This is a genomic window from Roseovarius sp. MBR-154, from assembly GCF_053628595.1.
In genome coordinates this window covers 398800-415790 of sequence record NZ_JBRJGR010000001.1, presented here as the reverse complement: position 1 = coordinate 415790, position 16991 = coordinate 398800, and the positions used below count along the sequence as shown (strand labels likewise).

13 protein-coding genes are annotated in these 16991 nt (G+C 65.6%); 12 read left to right on the top strand and 1 reads right to left on the bottom strand.

All coding sequences use genetic code 11. The features are described 5' to 3' along the window. Positions 1 to 37: 37 nt before the first annotated feature. On the bottom strand, positions 38 to 664 hold the full coding sequence (locus tag ACSSV4_RS01985) for an SCO family protein (protein ID WP_454273089.1): 627 nt from the start codon (positions 662 to 664) through the stop codon (positions 38 to 40). An 89-nt stretch (positions 665 to 753) separates the two neighbouring features. Here ACSSV4_RS01985 and regB point away from each other — a divergent pair, with 89 nt between their 5' ends. The 12 genes from regB (at position 754) to ACSSV4_RS01925 (ending at position 16905) form a co-directional block, all read left to right on the top strand. Continuing rightward, entirely contained in the window at positions 754 to 2139 is a 1386-nt protein-coding gene (gene regB / locus ACSSV4_RS01980) for a sensor histidine kinase RegB (protein WP_454273398.1), read from the top strand. 70 nt (positions 2140 to 2209) lie between these two features. After that, the gene (locus tag ACSSV4_RS01975; protein WP_454273088.1) at positions 2210 to 3730 is read left to right on the top strand and encodes a PAS-domain containing protein; all 1521 of its coding nucleotides are present in this window, start codon (positions 2210 to 2212) and stop codon (positions 3728 to 3730) included. 40 nt (positions 3731 to 3770) lie between these two features. Then, on the top strand, positions 3771 to 4247 hold the full coding sequence (gene tsaE, locus ACSSV4_RS01970; protein ID WP_454273087.1) for a tRNA (adenosine(37)-N6)-threonylcarbamoyltransferase complex ATPase subunit type 1 TsaE: 477 nt from the start codon (positions 3771 to 3773) through the stop codon (positions 4245 to 4247). After that, on the top strand, positions 4240 to 5250 hold the full coding sequence (locus tag ACSSV4_RS01965; protein WP_454273086.1) for an aminoglycoside phosphotransferase family protein: 1011 nt from the start codon (positions 4240 to 4242) through the stop codon (positions 5248 to 5250). The genes tsaE and ACSSV4_RS01965 overlap by 8 nt, the downstream gene beginning before the upstream one ends. Next, positions 5247 to 5930 (top strand): nucleotidyltransferase family protein, encoded by a 684-nt coding sequence (locus ACSSV4_RS01960; protein WP_454273085.1) that lies wholly within the window; start codon positions 5247 to 5249, stop codon positions 5928 to 5930. The genes ACSSV4_RS01965 and ACSSV4_RS01960 overlap by 4 nt, the downstream gene beginning before the upstream one ends. Next, positions 5923 to 8862 (top strand): double-strand break repair protein AddB, encoded by a 2940-nt coding sequence (gene addB, locus ACSSV4_RS01955; RefSeq protein WP_454273084.1) that lies wholly within the window; start codon positions 5923 to 5925, stop codon positions 8860 to 8862. The genes ACSSV4_RS01960 and addB overlap by 8 nt, the downstream gene beginning before the upstream one ends. Beyond that, positions 8859 to 12215 carry a double-strand break repair helicase AddA gene (gene addA, locus ACSSV4_RS01950; protein WP_454273083.1) on the top strand — a complete coding sequence of 1119 codons (3357 nt, stop codon included), beginning with the start codon at positions 8859 to 8861 and terminating at the stop codon, positions 12213 to 12215. Before addB ends, addA begins: the two co-directional genes overlap by 4 nt. Positions 12216 to 12275: 60 nt before the next feature. After that, positions 12276 to 12596 carry a thioredoxin gene (trxA, locus tag ACSSV4_RS01945; RefSeq protein ID WP_454273082.1) on the top strand — a complete coding sequence of 107 codons (321 nt, stop codon included), beginning with the start codon at positions 12276 to 12278 and terminating at the stop codon, positions 12594 to 12596. An 84-nt stretch (positions 12597 to 12680) separates the two neighbouring features. After that, positions 12681 to 13829 carry an amidohydrolase gene (locus ACSSV4_RS01940; RefSeq protein WP_454273081.1) on the top strand — a complete coding sequence of 383 codons (1149 nt, stop codon included), beginning with the start codon at positions 12681 to 12683 and terminating at the stop codon, positions 13827 to 13829. A 63-nt stretch (positions 13830 to 13892) separates the two neighbouring features. Then, positions 13893 to 14447, top strand: a complete 555-nt coding sequence (gene hslV, locus ACSSV4_RS01935; RefSeq protein WP_454273080.1) for an ATP-dependent protease subunit HslV — start codon at positions 13893 to 13895, stop codon at positions 14445 to 14447. Beyond that, a complete protein-coding gene (gene hslU, locus ACSSV4_RS01930; RefSeq protein WP_454273079.1) occupies positions 14444 to 15751 on the top strand; it encodes an ATP-dependent protease ATPase subunit HslU in 1308 nt (435 codons plus the stop codon). Before hslV ends, hslU begins: the two co-directional genes overlap by 4 nt. A gap of 128 nt (positions 15752 to 15879) precedes the next feature. Then, positions 15880 to 16905, top strand: a complete 1026-nt coding sequence (locus tag ACSSV4_RS01925; RefSeq protein ID WP_454273078.1) for a DUF4238 domain-containing protein — start codon at positions 15880 to 15882, stop codon at positions 16903 to 16905. The last annotated feature ends 86 nt before the right edge of the window (positions 16906 to 16991 follow it).

Below are 16991 nucleotides of genomic sequence, written 5' to 3'. Positions count from 1 at the left end.
TTCTAGCCCGCGCCCGGCCCCCCGTCAAAACAAACGCTTAGCTGGCTTCGATAAAACACTGCACCCGGTCGGCCATCTGCTCTGCCGTGACATCGCGGCGAAAGAACTCGACAAAGCCGTGCTCGGGCAGCGTCAGGTAGCTCATCGTCGAGTGATCGACGAGGTAGAACTCGTCATCGCCCTCGTCACGCGCCTGAAAGAAGGTGCGATAGGCCTTGGACGCTTCGTTCACCTGCGCTTCGCTGCCGGTCAGGCCCAGCATCCGGGGATGCAGGTAATCGGTGAACTCCGCCACCACCTCCGGCGTATCGCGCTTGGGGTCGATGGAAATGAACACCGGCTTCACCATATCGCCCCGCTCTTCGAGGATATCCACCGCTTCGGCATTGCGCGCGGCATCCATCGGGCAGACATCCGGGCAAAACGTATAGCCGAAATAGATCAGCGTCGGCTGGTCGATCACATCCTTGTCGGTGACCGTCTCGCCGGTCTCGCTCACCAGCTCGAATTGCCCGCCGATCTGCGCCGCACCGCCCGCCACGTTCGACGCCCGGCATTGCGCGAACTGATCGTCGTCGCCCGCCCCGGCGGATATCACGTAATAGGTCGCCCCGAGACCCAGGACAACGATTACGGCGGCGGCAATGGCGATCAGGCGGGTCATGTGGATTTCCTTGCGTTTCGGTGGACGGGGTGCAACCCTCCCTCTATCTAGCATCCCTGACCACGCACGCAATGGACATGCCCCCTGATATGACCGATACCGCGCCCGGTCTCTTCAAGGCCCGCGACAGGGGCAACTGGATCCGCCTGCGCACGCTCGTGCTGTTGCGCTGGTGGGCGATCTTCGGGCAGGCCAGCGCGCTGATCATCGCCGACCGGGTCTATCACCTCAATCTCGAATTGGGGCTGTGCTTTCTGGTGATCGGGGTGTCGGTCGCCTCGAACCTTGTCGCCGGCTTCGTCTTTGCCGAGAACAAGCGCCTGTCGGAGCAGGACACCTTCCTCGTCGTGCTTTTCGACATGCTCCAGCTTGGGCTGCTGCTCTATCTCACGGGGGGCATGCACAATCCCTTCACCATCCTGATCGTCGGCCCGGTCACCGTCTCCGCCTCGGCGTTGTCGGGGCGCTCGACCGGCTTTCTCGGCATGATGGCCATCGTGATCGTGACACTGCTGATGCAATTCTACTTGCCACTGCGCACCGAAGAGGGCTTCGTGCTGCGCGTGCCCGACGTGTTCCGCTTCGGCAGTTGGGTGGCGATCGTGATCGCGGTGCTGTTCCTCGGCGTCTATTCCCGCTGGATCGTGCAGGAAATGCGCGCCATGTCCGACGCCCTTCAGGCCACGCAGATGGCCCTCGCCCGCGAGCAGAAACTGACCGATCTCGGCGGCGTGGTGGCCGCCGCCGCGCATGAGCTGGGCACCCCGCTGGCGACGATCAAACTGACCAGCGCGGAATTGGCCGAAGAGCTCGAAGACCAACCCGAACTGCGCGACGATGCCCTCCTGATCCGCGAACAGGCGGACCGCTGCCGCGATATCCTGCGCTCCATGGGGCGGGCGGGCAAGGACGATCTGCACCTGCGCCGCACCCCCCTCACCGCGCTTGTCGAAGAGGCTGCCGAGCCGCATGTCGACCGCGGCAAGCACATTCATTTCGATCATGCCGCAGGCGGCGCGGATCTGCTCGACCAGCCCACCGTGTTGCGCCGCCCAGAGGTCATCCACGGGCTGCGCAACCTGATCCAGAACGCGGTGGATTTCGCCCGCGCCAATGTCTGGGTCGAAACCCGCTGGGGGGACAATACCATCACCTTGCGCATCATGGATGACGGGCGCGGCTATCCCGCCGACATGCTGGGCCGCATCGGCGATCCGTTCATCCGCCGCCGCGCCCCCGCAACCGACCCGCGCCGCCCGGAATACGAGGGCATGGGCCTCGGCCTTTTCATCGCCAAGACGCTGCTGGAACGCTCCGGCGCGGACCTGACCTTCGCCAACGGGGCCGATGCGACCGGGGCAGAGGCGCTCGATGCCGCCCGCAGCGGTGCCCTGGTCGAGGTGACATGGCCACGCAAGGCCTTCGAGGTGCCCGATACGCCCGCGCTGGGCGAAAACCAGCCCATCCGCGGCTGACCGATCGGCGTTAAGACGGTCTTAACCAGTTTGCGCCACCCTTGTCTGAAACGGCTCGACGAGGTGCCTGATGGCAACGATCACGATAACGGAAATCGCGGCCCTCCTCGCTGGCGCTGCGCTGGTCTCGCTCGCCGTGATCTGGCTCGCGGGGCTGCTGCCCGGCCCGGCCCGACGCCGGGCCGAACTTCCCGCCGTGCCGGAGTGTCATTTCCTGTTTCGCGGCGCGACCCTGATCGACCATGACGCCGGTGCCCTCTGGCCCGACAACAGCGATGCTGCCGATGACGACTGGTCGCGCTTTCGGGACTGGCTGGCCTTTCGCTTCGGCACCCTGCCCTCCGATCCGCTCAGCATCACGGCGGGCAAACCGCTGACATTCGACAGCACCCTGCCGGATGATCCCGCGCGGCTCGAACTGCAACTCAGCGCCCACAGCCTGCGCGCCACCCTGCACGAGGGCGGGCCGTCCTGCCCGGCGCATCTGCACGAAGGGCGACGCCGCCTGATGGTGCTGGATGTGCCCAAGGCGGCGCTGCACAGGGCACCGCAACCGGTCTGGATTCTGGGCCAGGATGGCAAGCTGATCTGGCAGAACGACGCGGCCCGCGCGTTCCGCCCCGAGAGCATCACCCGAATGACCGCCGCGCTCGGCCCGCTGCCCGAGCCGACCGAAACCCGAACCCAGCGCATCAGCGTCCCCGATGCCGACGGCACCGCACCGGATCGCTGGTTCGATCTCACCGTCACCTGCATGCAGGCGGGACACGCCTTTTACGCCTGCGATGTCACCGCGCTTGTCAGCGCCGAAACCGCACAGCGCGATTTCGTGCAGACCCTGGGGCGCACCTTCGCCGATCTGCCGACCGGGCTGGCGGTGTTCGATCATGCGAAATCGCTGGCGCTGTTCAATCCGGCCCTGATCGACCTCACCGGCCTGCCGGTCGGGTTTCTCAGCGCCCGCCCCAATGTCATGAGCTTTTTCGACATGCTGCGCGAGGCGCAGGTCATGCCGGAGCCCAAGAATTACGCCAACTGGCGCAGCCAGATCACCGATATGGTCGGCGCCGCGCGCGGCGGGCTCTATCAAGACTGCTGGAGCCTGGTGTCCGGCCAGACCTATCGCATCACCGGGCGGCCCCATCCCAACGGCGCCGTGGCCTTCCTGTTCGAGGATATCACGCTGGAAGTCTCCGCGTCGCGTCACCATCGCACTGAAATGGATGTCCGGCAGGCCGCGCTCGACCATCTGACCGATGCGGTCGCCGTGCTGTCGCCGGATCATCGTCTGATGTTCTGCAATACCGGCTTCGGCGCGCTTCTGGGCATGGACCCGGACAAAAGCCTCACGGACATGACACTGCGCGACGTCATCGCCGCCTGTCAGGCGCGGTTTCCGCAAACGACCGTCTGGCCCGAAATTGAGCAAGGCATCGCGACCGGATCTGCACTTTCACAAAGCGTGGCGCTCGCGAACGGGACCGGACGGATCAACCTGCGGCACATACCGCTGGGTCGGGGAAACACCATGCTGTCGCTCTGCCATCACGCAGCAAAAGGCGCGGCCCTGATGCACGAACGCACCGGCTGATCCGGCTTGCGGGCAGGCGTGGCGCGTGTAGTGTCAGGCCATGTCCGGACCCTGCCGCACCCTCACCCTTGCCAGCCCCGATGCGACCTGCGCCTTCGCGCAGGCGCTCGGGCGGCGGCTGTCGGCCGGTGACGTCCTGCTGCTTTCCGGCGGCGTCGGCGCGGGCAAAACCCATTTCGCCCGTTGCCTGATCCGCACGCTGCTGCCCACACCCGAAGACGTGCCCTCACCCACCTACACGCTGGTGCAGACCTATCCCGGCATCCCTTGCGAGATTTGGCATGCCGATCTCTACCGCCTCAGTAACCCCACCGAGGTGATCGAACTCGGCCTCACCGAGGCGTTCGAGACCGCCATCGCCCTCGTGGAATGGCCCGACCGCCTCGGCGATCTGGCCCCTCCCGGCGCCCTCACCCTCGATTTTGCACCCGGCAAGGCCGAGGACACACGCCACCTCACGCTCACATGGTCCGATCCGCGCTGGACAACGCGGCTGAAGGGGCTCACCGATGACTGACCGCAGCGCCGCCATGGCCGATTTCCTCGCCGCGACCGACTGGCACACCGCCGAGGCACGCCCGCTCGCCGGTGACGCCTCGAATCGCCGCTACCTGCGCCTGCATCGCCCCGATGGCGCGCGCGCCGTGCTGATGGATGCCCCCCCGGAGAAGGGCGAGGATACCCGCCCCTTCACTCGCATCGCCCGCTATCTGACGGGTCTTGGCCTCTCCGCCCCGGCCATTCTGGCCGAGGACGCAACCCGCGGCTTTCTCATCCTCGAAGATCTCGGCGACGCGCTCTTCGCCCGCGTTCTGGAACGCACGCCAGACGAAGAAATGCGGCTCTATACCGCCGCAACTGACGTCCTCGTCGCGCTGCACCAGCACGCCCCACCGGCCGACCTGCCGCCCTACTCCCCGCAACTCATGGCCGACATGGCCGCGCTCAGCTTCGACTGGTATCTCAAGGGCGCCACCGGTGAGGAAAGCCCCGCGCGCGCCAAATTCCACACCACGATGCACGACCGGCTTCAGCTCCACGCCCCCGAAACGGACGTGCTCATCCAACGCGACTATCACGCCGAAAACCTGCTCTGGCTGCCCGAGCGGTCGGGCATGGCCCGCGTCGGCCTGCTCGATTTTCAGGACGCGATGCGCGGCCACCGCGCCTATGATCTGGTCTCGGTCCTCCAAGACGCCCGCCGCGATGTCGCCCCCGCCACCGAATCCGCGATGATCGCCCATTACATTGCCGCCGCCGATATCGATCCCGACAGGTTCACCACCGCCTATTCCGCCTTGGGCGCCCAGCGAAACCTGCGCATCCTCGGGGTCTTCGCCCGGCTCTGCCTGCGCGACGGCAAGGCGCAGTACATTGACCTCATCCCGCGCGTCTGGGGTCTCTTGCAACGTGACCTCGCGCATCCCGCACTCGCCCCTCTCGCCTCCCTCGTGCACAGCACACTCCCCGCGCCCACCCCCACCATCCTGACCCACCTCAAAGAGCAGCGCGCGACATGACACTGCCGGTCATGCTCTTTGCCGCCGGGTTCGGCACACGGATGGGCGCGCTGACGAGAACGCGCCCCAAACCGCTGATCGAGGTCGCGGGCAAACCGCTCATCGACCACACGCTCGATCTCGTCACCGCCTACGGCCCGCCCCGTACGGTGGTCAACCTGCACTACCTGCCCGACCAGATCACCACCCATCTCGCCGGGCGCGACATCCTCTTTTCCCACGAAACACCCGACATCCTCGAAACCGGCGGCGGCTTGCGCGCCGCCCTGCCGCTCCTTGGCCCCGGTCCGGTCTTTACCATGAATACCGACGCGGTCTGGCAGGGCCCAAACCCACTTGTCCTCCTCGCCGAGGCATGGCAGCCCGACGAGATGGACGCGCTCCTCCTCAGCATCCCCAGGGCGCAGGCCATCGGCCATTCCGGCACCGGCGATTTCCAGGTCGCCGAGGACAGACGCGCCACGCGCGGCCCCGGCCTGATCTATTCCGGCGTGCAGATCATCAAACCCGACCTGCTGCACGAGATCGACGCCCCCGCCTTTTCGCTCAACCTCCTCTGGGATCGCATGCTGGCCAAGACCCGCCTCAGCGCCCTGCCCTATCCCGGCCAATGGTGCGACGTCGGCCGCCCCGACGGCATCGACCAGGCCGAGGCGATGCTGGGACAGCGCGATGTTTGACCCCTCCGACACCCCCCGCGTCTTCGGCCTCGCCCCCGGCGTGGACTTTCCGCGCGCGCTGGTCGAGGGGCTGCGCGCCCGCCATGCCGGTCAACCGCCCGAGACGCTCGCCCGGGTCACCCTCATCGTCAACACCCGCCGCATGGCCCGCCGCATCCGCGACCTTTTCGATCAGGGCCCGCCCTGCCTGTTGCCGCGCATCAGCCTGGTCACCGATCTCGGCGAAATGTGGGATCTCGCGCATATCCCCGACCCGGTGCCGCGCCTGCGTCGGCGGCTGGAACTGGTGCAGCTGATCTCGACCCTGCTCGACACTCAGCCCGACCTCGCCCCGCGCAGCGCGATCTTCGATCTCTCCGACAGCCTCGCCAGTCTGATGGACGAAATGCACGGCGAAGGCGTGCCGGCACAGGTGATCGAGGATCTCGACGTCACCGATCAATCCGGCCACTGGGCGCGGATAAAGTCGTTCCTGGGCATTGTTCGTCACTATTTCGAGGCCGATCCCGAGAACCCCGACGTCGAAACCCGGCAACGCCTCGTGATCGAGCGGCTGGCCGATCTCTGGGCCGAAAAACCGCCGGAATCGCCGATCATCGTCGCCGGATCCACCGGCTCGCGCGGGGCCACGCAACTCCTGATGCAGGCGGTGGCACGGCTGCCGCAAGGCGCGGTGGTGCTACCCGGTTTCGATTTCGACACGCCCGCCCATGTCTGGGACGCGCTCGCCGATCCGATGACCTCCGAGGACCACCCGCAATACCGCTTCGTCCGTTTTGCCCAAGGCGCGGGCATCGCCCCGCAGGACATCGCATCTTGGTCCGACGACACTCCCCCGCACCCCGCGCGCAACGCGCTCGTCTCGCTCGCCCTGCGCCCCGCGCCGGTCACCGATCAATGGCTGCGCGACGGGCCGAACCTGCGCGACCTCGCCCCCGCCATGGCCGATGTCACCCTGATCGAGGCGCAATCGACCCGCACCGAGGCGCTCGCCATCGCGATGCGTCTGCGGCAGGCCGCCGAGGACGGCCAGACCGCCGCCCTCATCACGCCCGACCGCACGCTCACCCGTCAGGTGACCGCCGCGCTTGACCGCTGGCACATCCTGCCCGACGACAGCGCCGGTCAGCCGCTGCACCTCTCCCCGCCGGGGCGGCTCTTGCGGCATGTGGCCGATCTCTTCCGCCACCCGCTCAGCGCCGAGGCACTCTTGACCCTGCTCAAGCACCCGCTCACCCATCGCGGCACCGCGCGCAACGACCACCTGCGCCTGACCCGCGATCTGGAACTGCACCTGCGCCGCAACGGGCCACCCTACCCGACCCGCGACAGCCTGACGGCGTGGATCGGGGAGGACCCCGACCCGTTCCTTGTCGATTGGATCGACTGGCTCTGCGCCTGTTTCACCGACCGCGCGCAGCCCGACGATGCCCCGCTCGACACCCGCGTCGAGGCACATGTCACGCTCGCCGAACGCATCGCGCAGGGCTGTCGCGAGGACGGATCCGGCACGCTCTGGCAAAAGGACGCAGGTCAAGACGCACTCAAACTCATCACCTCGCTGCGTGATGAGGCGGGCGTCGCGGGCGCGCTCAACGCCACGGATTACGCCAGCCTCTTTCACAGCATCCTCTCCGGCGAAGAGGTCCGCGACCCGACCGAACCGCACCCCCAAATCCTGATCTGGGGAACGCTCGAGGCGCGGGTGCAGGGCGCCGACCTGCTGATTCTCGCCGGTCTCAACGAGGGCAGCTGGCCCGAGGCGCCCAAGCCCGACCCCTGGCTCAACCGCGCGCTGCGCCATCAGGCCGGGCTCTTGCTGCCCGAACGCCGCATCGGCCTCTCGGCGCATGATTTCCAGCAGGCGGTTGCTGCGAAAGAGGTCTGGCTGACCCGCTCGGTGCGCTCGGACGATGCCGAAACCGTGGTGTCGCGCTGGCTCAACCGGGTGCAGAACCTGCTCTCGGGCCTGCCCGGTCAGGGCGGCCCCGAGGCGCTCGCCGCCACGCGCGCCCGCGGGCAGGCGTGGCTCGATCAGGTCGCAGCACTGGAATCCCCCGGCGAGGTGCCGCGCGCCCCGCGCCCGGCCCCCGCACCGCCCGCCGCCGCGCGACCCGATCACCTCAGCGTCACGGAAATCAAACGCCTGATCCGCGACCCTTACGCGATCTACGCGCGCCACGTCCTGCGCCTGCGCCCGCTCGATCCGCTGATGAAACTGCCCGACGCACTCCTGCGCGGAACCGTCTTGCACGAGATTCTGGAGAAGTTCGTCAAACATTGCATGCAGCACCCCGAACAGGCCACGCGCGCAACTTTGCTCGATATTGCAGAGACTGTTCTGGCCCAAAAGGTCCCCTGGGGCGAGGCGCGCGCGCTCTGGCTCGCGCGGCTGGAACGGGTCGCCGACTGGTTCATCGAGACCGAGGCAGAGCGCCACGCACAGGCAACGCCCGCGCGGTTCGAAGAGAAGGGCCGCGCCGAGATGCCGGAACTCGGCTTCACCCTTTCGGCCAAGGCCGACCGCCTCGATCTCGACGCGCATGGCCGGATGTATATCTACGACTACAAAACCGGCACGCCCCCCACGGCAAAGGAACAAAAGAACTTCGACAAGCAATTGCTGCTCGAGGCCGCGATGGCCGAACGCGGCGGCTTTGGCGATATCGGCCCGGTCCCGGTGATGCGTGCCGCTTTCATCGGGTTGGGCAGCACCCCCAAGGAAGTCTTCGCCCCGCTGGATGAGGAACCCCCAGATCAGGTCTGGTCAGAGTTCAAACAGCTGATTTCGGCCTATTCAGTCCCGCATAAGGGTTATGTCGCCCGGCGGGCCATGCACAGTTCCGAGGATCGCGGCGACTACGACCAACTCGCCCGCTTCGGCGAATGGGACGTGACCGATCCACCGGATGAAAGCGAGGTGGGCCAATGACCGCGCGCGACGCCGCCACGCAGGCCCAGGTCGATGCCGCGCGGCCCGACCTCTCCACATGGCTTTCGGCCAATGCCGGATCGGGCAAGACCCGCGTGCTCACCGACCGCGTGGCGCGCCTCCTGCTCGACGGGGTCAATCCGCAGCATATCCTCTGCCTCACCTATACCAAGGCCGCCGCGAGCGAGATGCAGAACCGCCTGTTCCAGCGGCTTGGCGCTTGGGCGATGCTGGGCAATCGCGATCTCTCGGACGCGCTGCGCGAGCTGGGTCACGAGGCCACGATCGACAACGACACCCTGCGCCGCGCCCGCCGGCTCTTTGCCCAGGCGATCGAGACACCCGGCGGCCTGCGCATCCAGACCATTCACTCCTTCTGCGCCGCCCTCCTCCGCCGCTTCCCGCTCGAGGCGGGCGTCTCGCCGCAGTTCACCGAGATGGAGGATCGCACCGCGCGCCTCTTGCGCACCGAGATCGTCGAGGATCTGGCCGCCGGCCCGCAGGCGGCGACGCTCTACGCCCTCGCGCGGCACTATTCCGGCGAAACGCTCGATGATCTGACCGCAGAGATCACCCGGCACCGCAGCGGTTTCTCCCGCCCAGTCAACGCCGCCGACCTCGCCGCTGCCTTCGATCTGCCCGAGGGGCTGAGCATGGCCGATGTCGAGGCGCGTGTGTTCCTCGGCAATGAATCCAGCCTGCTCGATCACCTCATCCCGGCACTTCAGGCGGGATCGTCCAACGACATCAAGGCCGCGGCCAAGCTCTCACGGATCACCACGCTCGATCACCGCGCCCTGCCGATCCTCGAGGATGTCTTCCTCACCGGCCCCGGCGCGAAATCGCCGTTTTCCGCCAAGATAGGCACGTTCCCGACCAAGGCCACGCGCGAAGCCCTAAGTCCCGTGATCGACCAGATCGAACAATGGATGCTGCGCGTCGAGGACACCCGCCAGACCCGCCTCGCCGTCCTCGCACTCCAGAAAACCCGCGCCCTGCACGACTTCGCCCACGCTTTCCTGCCTGCCTATGAGCACGCCAAGCAACTGCGCGGCTGGCTCGATTTCGACGACCTGATCCTGCGCGCCCGCGATCTGCTCACCGATCCCGCCGTCGCCGCCTGGGTGCTCTACCGGCTCGATGGCGGCATCGACCATATCCTTGTCGACGAGGCGCAGGATACCAGCCCCGTGCAATGGCAGGTCATCGAACGGCTGGCGCAAGAATTCACCAGCGGGCAGGGCGCCCGCCCCGACACCCGCCGCACGATCTTTGTCGTCGGCGACAAGAAACAGTCGATCTATTCCTTCCAGGGGGCCGATCCCCGCGAATTCGACCGCATGCAGCGCGACTTCGGCGCGCGGCTGGAGAACACCGGCACACCGCTGCAATCGCGGGTGTTGGCCTATTCCTTCCGCTCGTCCCGCGCCATCCTGACCACCGTCGATTGCTGCTTCGATCAAAGTGAGGATAGCGGTTTTACGCCGGAAGAGGGTCACAAAGCGTTTTTTGAAACCCTCCCCGGCCGCGTCGATCTCTGGCCCCTGATTGAGAAGCCCGAGCGCGAAGAGCCCCCCGCCTGGCACATGCCGGTCGACGTGCAGGCCACCAATCATCCGGCAATCATCCTGGCCCGGCAGGTCGCGGCGGAAATGCGCGCCATGCTCGACCGGGGCGAGACGATCCCCGACCGCGACGGTTTTCGCCGCATCCGTCCCGGCGATTTCCTGATTCTCGTGCGCCGCCGCTCGACGCTCTTTCACGAGATCATCCGCGAATGCAAGGCGCAGGGCCTGCCCATCGCCGGGGCCGACCGCCTCAAGGTCGGCGCGGAACTCGCAGTCCGCGATCTGGCCGCGCTGCTCTCCTTCCTCTCGACGCCCGAGGATGACCTGTCGCTCGCCACCGCGCTGAAATCACCGCTTTTCGGCTGGACCGAGACCCAGCTGTACGACCTCGCCCACCACCGCAGCCAGCGCTACCTCTGGCAGGCCCTGCGCGATCGCCCCGCAGAGTTTCCCGCGGTGCTGGAAATCATCGACGACCTGCTCAATCACGTCGATTACCTGCGCCCCTATGAGCTGATCGAGCGCATCCTCACCCGCCATGACGGGCGGCGCAAACTCCTCGCCCGCCTCGGGGCCGAGGCCGAAGACGGCATCGACGCGCTCCTGTCGCAGGCCATGGCCTATGAGCAGCGCGCCGTCGACAGCCTCACCGGCTTTCTCGTCTGGATGGAAACCGACGATCTCGAGATCAAGCGCCAGATGGACAGCGCCAGCGACCGGATTCGCGTGATGACCGTGCACGGCGCCAAGGGGCTGGAGGCGCCGGTGGTGATCCTGCCCGAAACCGGCGCCTGGCGCGCATCGCCCACGCCGCAGATCGTCGCACCCTATGACGTTCCGCTCTGGACCGGGCTCGCCCCCGATATGCCGACCGTGATCCGCGACGCCGTCGACCAGCGCCGCGCCGCGCAAGAGGCCGAACGCGACCGCCTGCTCTATGTCGCGATGACCCGGGCCGAGAAATGGCTGATCGTCGCGGCGCATGGCGACCTCGGATCAAGCGGCAACACCTGGTATGAAATGGTCGCGCGCGGAATGCAGACGGCGGGGGCCGCCGTCCACAGCTTTGCCCAAGGGCCGGGCTTGCGCCTGAAGCACGGGGTTTGGGCGGAAACAGAGACACAATCGAGCGACCAGCAGACGCGCAGCACGCCGCCCCTCGCACCTGTTTTCGAACGCCCCGTGCCGCCCGCGCCCGAACGGATCAAGACGCTCAGCCCCTCCGATCTCGGCGGCGACAAGGCCCTGCCGGGCGAGGACGGCCTCGATGAAGAGGCGGCGAAACGGCGCGGCCGTCAGGTGCACCGCCTGCTCGAATTCCTGCCGCAGGTGCCCGCCCCCGACTGGCCCGCCACAGCCGCCCGGCTTCTCTCCAACGGCCCCGACGCCGCGCAGGGTGAAGAACTGACCCTCCTCCTGGCCGAGGCCGAAAAGGTGCTGACCCGGCCCAGCCTTGCCCCGCTTTTCGCCGGTGATGCCCTGACCGAGGTGGCGATCACCGCCGACCTTCGCACCGCCCGCCTGCATGGCACCATCGACCGGCTGATCCTCGCCCCCGATCACGTGCTGGCGGTGGATTTCAAGACCAACGCGATGGTCCCCGACACCGTGGCCGACTGCCCCGATGGCCTCTTGCGGCAGATGGGTGCCTATGCCCACGCCCTCGGCCAACTCTACCCCGACCGGCGCATCGAGACGGCGATCCTCTGGACCCGCACCGCCACCCTCATGCGCCTGCCGCACGAGAGCGTGAGCGCGGCGCTCGAATCCGCCGGGATCGCTTGACGCGACCCGTTCGGCTCCATAGGTTCAGCGTCGAACCCCTGACCGCTAGGAGACATGCACATGGCCACCGTTGCCGTAACCGACGCCACTTTCGACGCCGAAGTCAAGAATTCCGATATCCCCGTCGTGGTGGATTTCTGGGCCGAATGGTGCGGCCCCTGCAAGCAGATCGGCCCGGCCCTCGAAGAGCTGGCAACCGAAATGGAAGGCCGGATCAAGGTTGCCAAGGTCGATGTCGACAGCAACCCGAACTCCGCCGTCGCCATGGGCGTGCGCGGCATTCCGGCGCTGTTCATCTTCAAGAATGGCGAAGTGATCTCGAACCGCGCCGGCGCCGCCCCCAAGGCCGCGCTGCAAAGCTGGATCGAAGACAGCATCTGACACCTTCAGGTTATTACCTCGTGAACTGGGGTCGCGCAGCGCGCGGCCCCTTTTCTTTGGCCGCAAGACGCGCATGATCGCCGCATGACCCTGACCAATTCCGATATCGCCGAGCTGATCACGCTGCGGCATGATCTGCACCGCCACCCCGAGATCTCGGGCGAGGAAGCCGAGACCGCGCGCCGCATCACCACGGCGCTCGCCGCCGCGCCGCCCGATACCCTGCTGACCGGTCTCGGCGGGCACGGTGTGGCCGCGGTCTATGCCGGGGCCGAGAGCGGCCCGACGGTGCTCTTCCGCTGCGAACTCGACGCGCTGCCCATCGAAGAGCAGGGCGATCTGCCACACTGCTCGACCCGTCCGGGCAAGGGCCATCTCTGCGGCCATGACGGGCATATGACCGTGCTGATGGGGCTCGCGCGACTTCTGTCACGGCAGCGCCCGGCACGCGGCCGCGCCGTGCTGCTCTTTCAACCGGCCGAGGAAACCGGGGCAGGGGCCGCCGCCGTGCTGGCCGATCCGCAATTCGAGACTGTTACACCGGATTATGCCTTTTCCCTGCATAACATGCCCGGCCTGCCCCTGGGCCATGTCGGCCTGATCCCCGGCCCCGTGAACTGCGCCTCGCGCGGCATGGCTGTCACGCTCACCGGCAAATCCGCCCACGCGTCAGAGCCGGAAAACGGCACCTCGCCGATGGCGGCGCTCTCTCACCTCATGCCGCGCCTCACCGCGCTCAGCCACGGCACACCAAAGGACGATGGTTTCACCCTCGCCACCGTGACCCACGCCCAGATGGGCGCGCCCGCCTTCGGCATCGCCCCGGGCGAGGCCACCCTTTATGTCACGCTGCGCACGCTGACTGATGATCGCATGGCCGCGCTGTGCGAGGCCGCCGAAACGCTCGTGCAGGAGGCGGCCAACGCCCATGGCCTGACCTTCGCGCTCACCTATCACGATATCTTCGCCCATTGCGAAAACCACCCGGATGCGACCCAAATCCTGCGCAACGCACTCGACTCGCTCAGTATCGCCCATGACGACAGCGGCCTGCCGATGCGCGCCTCAGAGGATTTCGGCCGCTTCGGCCACAGCGCCAAAGCGGCCATGCTGTTCCTCGGCGCGGGCACCGATCACGCAGCACTCCACAATCCCGATTACGACTTTCCCGACGATCTGATCCCCATCGGCGCGCAAATCTTTCACCGCGTGGCGCGCGACCTGCTCGGGTGACGTCACCCTTGCACCCATCTCCCACCCCTTCCATATAGGGCGGACCAGAACGGAGGCCCTGACATGAGCGATTTTCCCGGTTGGCACGGCACCACCATCATCGGTGTGCGCAGGGGCGGCGAGGTCGTCGTTGCAGGCGACGGCCAGGTCAGCCTCGGGCAGACCGTGATCAAGGGCAGCGCCCGCAAGGTGCGCAGGCTCAGCCCCGGCGGCTATGACGTGGTCGCGGGCTTCGCCGGCTCCACGGCGGACGCCTTCACCCTGCTGGAACGGCTCGAAAGCAAGCTCGAGGCCACCCCCGGCCAGCTCCAACGCGCCTGCGTGGATCTCGCCAAGGACTGGCGCACCGACAAATACCTGCAAAAGCTCGAGGCGATGCTGATCGTCACCGATGGCGATCAGCTTTACGTCATCACCGGCGCGGGCGACGTGCTCGAACCCGAGCATGATATCGCCGCCATCGGCTCCGGTGGCAACTTCGCCCTCGCAGCCGCCCGCGGCCTCGCGGAGAAAACCGACCTCTCCGCCGAGGACATCGCCCGCAAGGCCATGTCCATCGCCGCCGATATCTGCGTCTACACCAATGGCAACCTGACGGTGGAGAAAATCACAAAATGACCGACCTGACCCCGCGCGAGATCGTCTCGGAGCTCGACCGTTTCATCATCGGCCAGCGCGACGCCAAGCGCGCCACCGCCGTCGCCCTGCGCAACCGCTGGCGCCGCAAGCAGCTCTCGGATGACCTGCGCGACGAGGTCTACCCCAAGAACATCCTGATGATCGGCCCCACCGGCGTCGGCAAGACCGAGATCAGCAGACGCCTCGCCAAACTCGCCCGCGCCCCCTTCATCAAGGTCGAGGCCACCAAGTTCACCGAGGTCGGCTATGTCGGCCGCGACGTCGAACAGATCATCCGCGATCTCGTCGACAGCGCCATCGTCCAGACCCGCGACTACATGCGCGAAGACGTCAAGACCCGCGCCCAACAGGCCGCCGAGGAACGCGTCATCACGGCCATCGCCGGGGAAGACGCCCGCGAGGGCACCCGCGAGATGTTCCGCAAGAAACTCCGCGATGGCCTGCTTGACGACACCGAGATCGAGATCGAGATCTCCGACAGCTCCAACCCCTTGGGCATGATGGACATTCCCGGCCAGCCCGGCGGCCAGATGGGGATGATGAACCTCGGCGATATCTTCGGCAAGGCGTTCGGCAACCGCACCACCACCAAGCGCATCACCGTCGCCGACAGCCACGATCTCCTGGTCAGCGAGGAGGCCGACAAGCTGCTGGATGATGAGGCCGTGACCCGCGTAGCGCTCGAGTCGGTCGAACAGAACGGCATCGTCTTTCTCGACGAGATCGACAAGGTCTGCGCCAAATCCGACGCGCGCGGCGGCGATGTCTCCCGCGAGGGGGTGCAGCGCGACCTGCTGCCGCTCATCGAGGGCACCACCGTCTCCACCAAGCACGGCGCGGTCAAGACCGACCATATCCTCTTCATCGCCTCCGGCGCCTTCCACATCGCCAAACCGTCAGATCTGCTGCCCGAACTGCAAGGCCGCCTGCCCATCCGGGTCGAGCTGCGCGCCCTGACCGAGGCCGATTTCGTCCGCATCCTGACCGAGACCGACAACGCCCTCACCCGCCAATACACCGCCCTCATGGGCACCGAGGAGGTGACGGTCGGTTTCACCGAAGACGGCATCGCCGCGCTCGCCCGCATCGCCGCCGAGGTCAACCAGTCGGTCGAGAACATCGGCGCGCGGCGGCTCTACACGGTGATGGAACGGGTGTTCGAGGAACTCTCCTTCACCGCCCCCGACCGCGCGGGCGAGTCCGTGACGGTGGACGCGGCCTTCGTCGAGGAGAACCTCGGCGAGCTGATGCGCTCGGCGGATTTGTCGAGGTATGTGTTGTAAGGGTGGGGGTGGACTGCCTGTGCTAGACATTGTTCCCACCTTCAAAAAACAGTGATTTCCTTGTTCTGCCCTCGATTACGAATATAGATTGACCTATGAGTTAGTCCGAATTCTCAAAGGATGGGCTTTTGTCGGGAAGAAAGAACCACCATGTTCCCCAGCTTTTACAAAGAGGTTTCGGAACCAAGAGTAAAAAATCTGTCCAAGTTTGGGTCTATAGCAAGGACAAGCCCCCTTATCCTACGTCTACAGCGAATTTTGGAGCGGAGCGAGACTTTTACATCGAAGGTGAAGACACGCTTGCTGATGACCTGATCACAGAGTTTGAGGGCGAGATACACGGCTTTATTCGATCCGTAGTGAACGGTGAAGAGCAGGCTCTTGAGGATCGGTCGACCATAGCGTCAATTATTGCCCACCTTGAAATACGATCTAAGTTTTTGCGTGAGGAAATGATGTTTCTCTCGGATTCCCTCTTGGGGGAGTTAAGGCATTATCTCTCGAAACCCCAAAATATGTTGCACTATCTGCGGAGTGCCGCAGCAGATAACCCTGACGTAATCCAAAACGGCATTGACGAATTGGGATTGAATGACGAGCAGAAAGTGCTCGCCAACGCTTGGCTGAAAGCAAATCTCGACCAGTTTCTTGAAGAGAATACGGCCATGTTCATGGCTCAGTTTCAACCGATACTCAGCGTACTGACTAGTCGTTTGGGAGAGGCCGTCAAAGGAGGCCATTTGAAAGCGCTGCGAATGGATGTGCGAGAGATCGGTCGACGCGAAGCTTATCTCGATCTGTCCTATCAAGTCATTCACTTCGAAGAACGGGAACTCGTACTGCCGGATACTATGGTCGCATTCTTAAAATCCAACGGCCGTGTAACACCGTTCTTGGATAAATCTGATAAAGTTGAAGAGATTTACCTTCCCTTGACATCACAGACGGCGCTCTACGGCTATAAAGGTGTTCCAACGCGGCGGAAACTCAGCGCCGTGAACAGAATTCTAGCTTCTTGCGCGGCTCAAAGATTTATTGCCGAGACAAACGACCGTAAATTTATCGCTTTGGCGTCTAGGATCGGGAAAAACGCAAAAATGATCTCCAGAGCAGAAATGCGGAAGATAATTCGTTCTGCTACCCTTGAAGTGTAAAGTGTTCGAGCGCAAGCTGCGTGGGCAATCCCGCTCTCCCTCCCCGTCATTCCCGCGAAAGCGGGAATCTCTCTCGCGCATGCTCG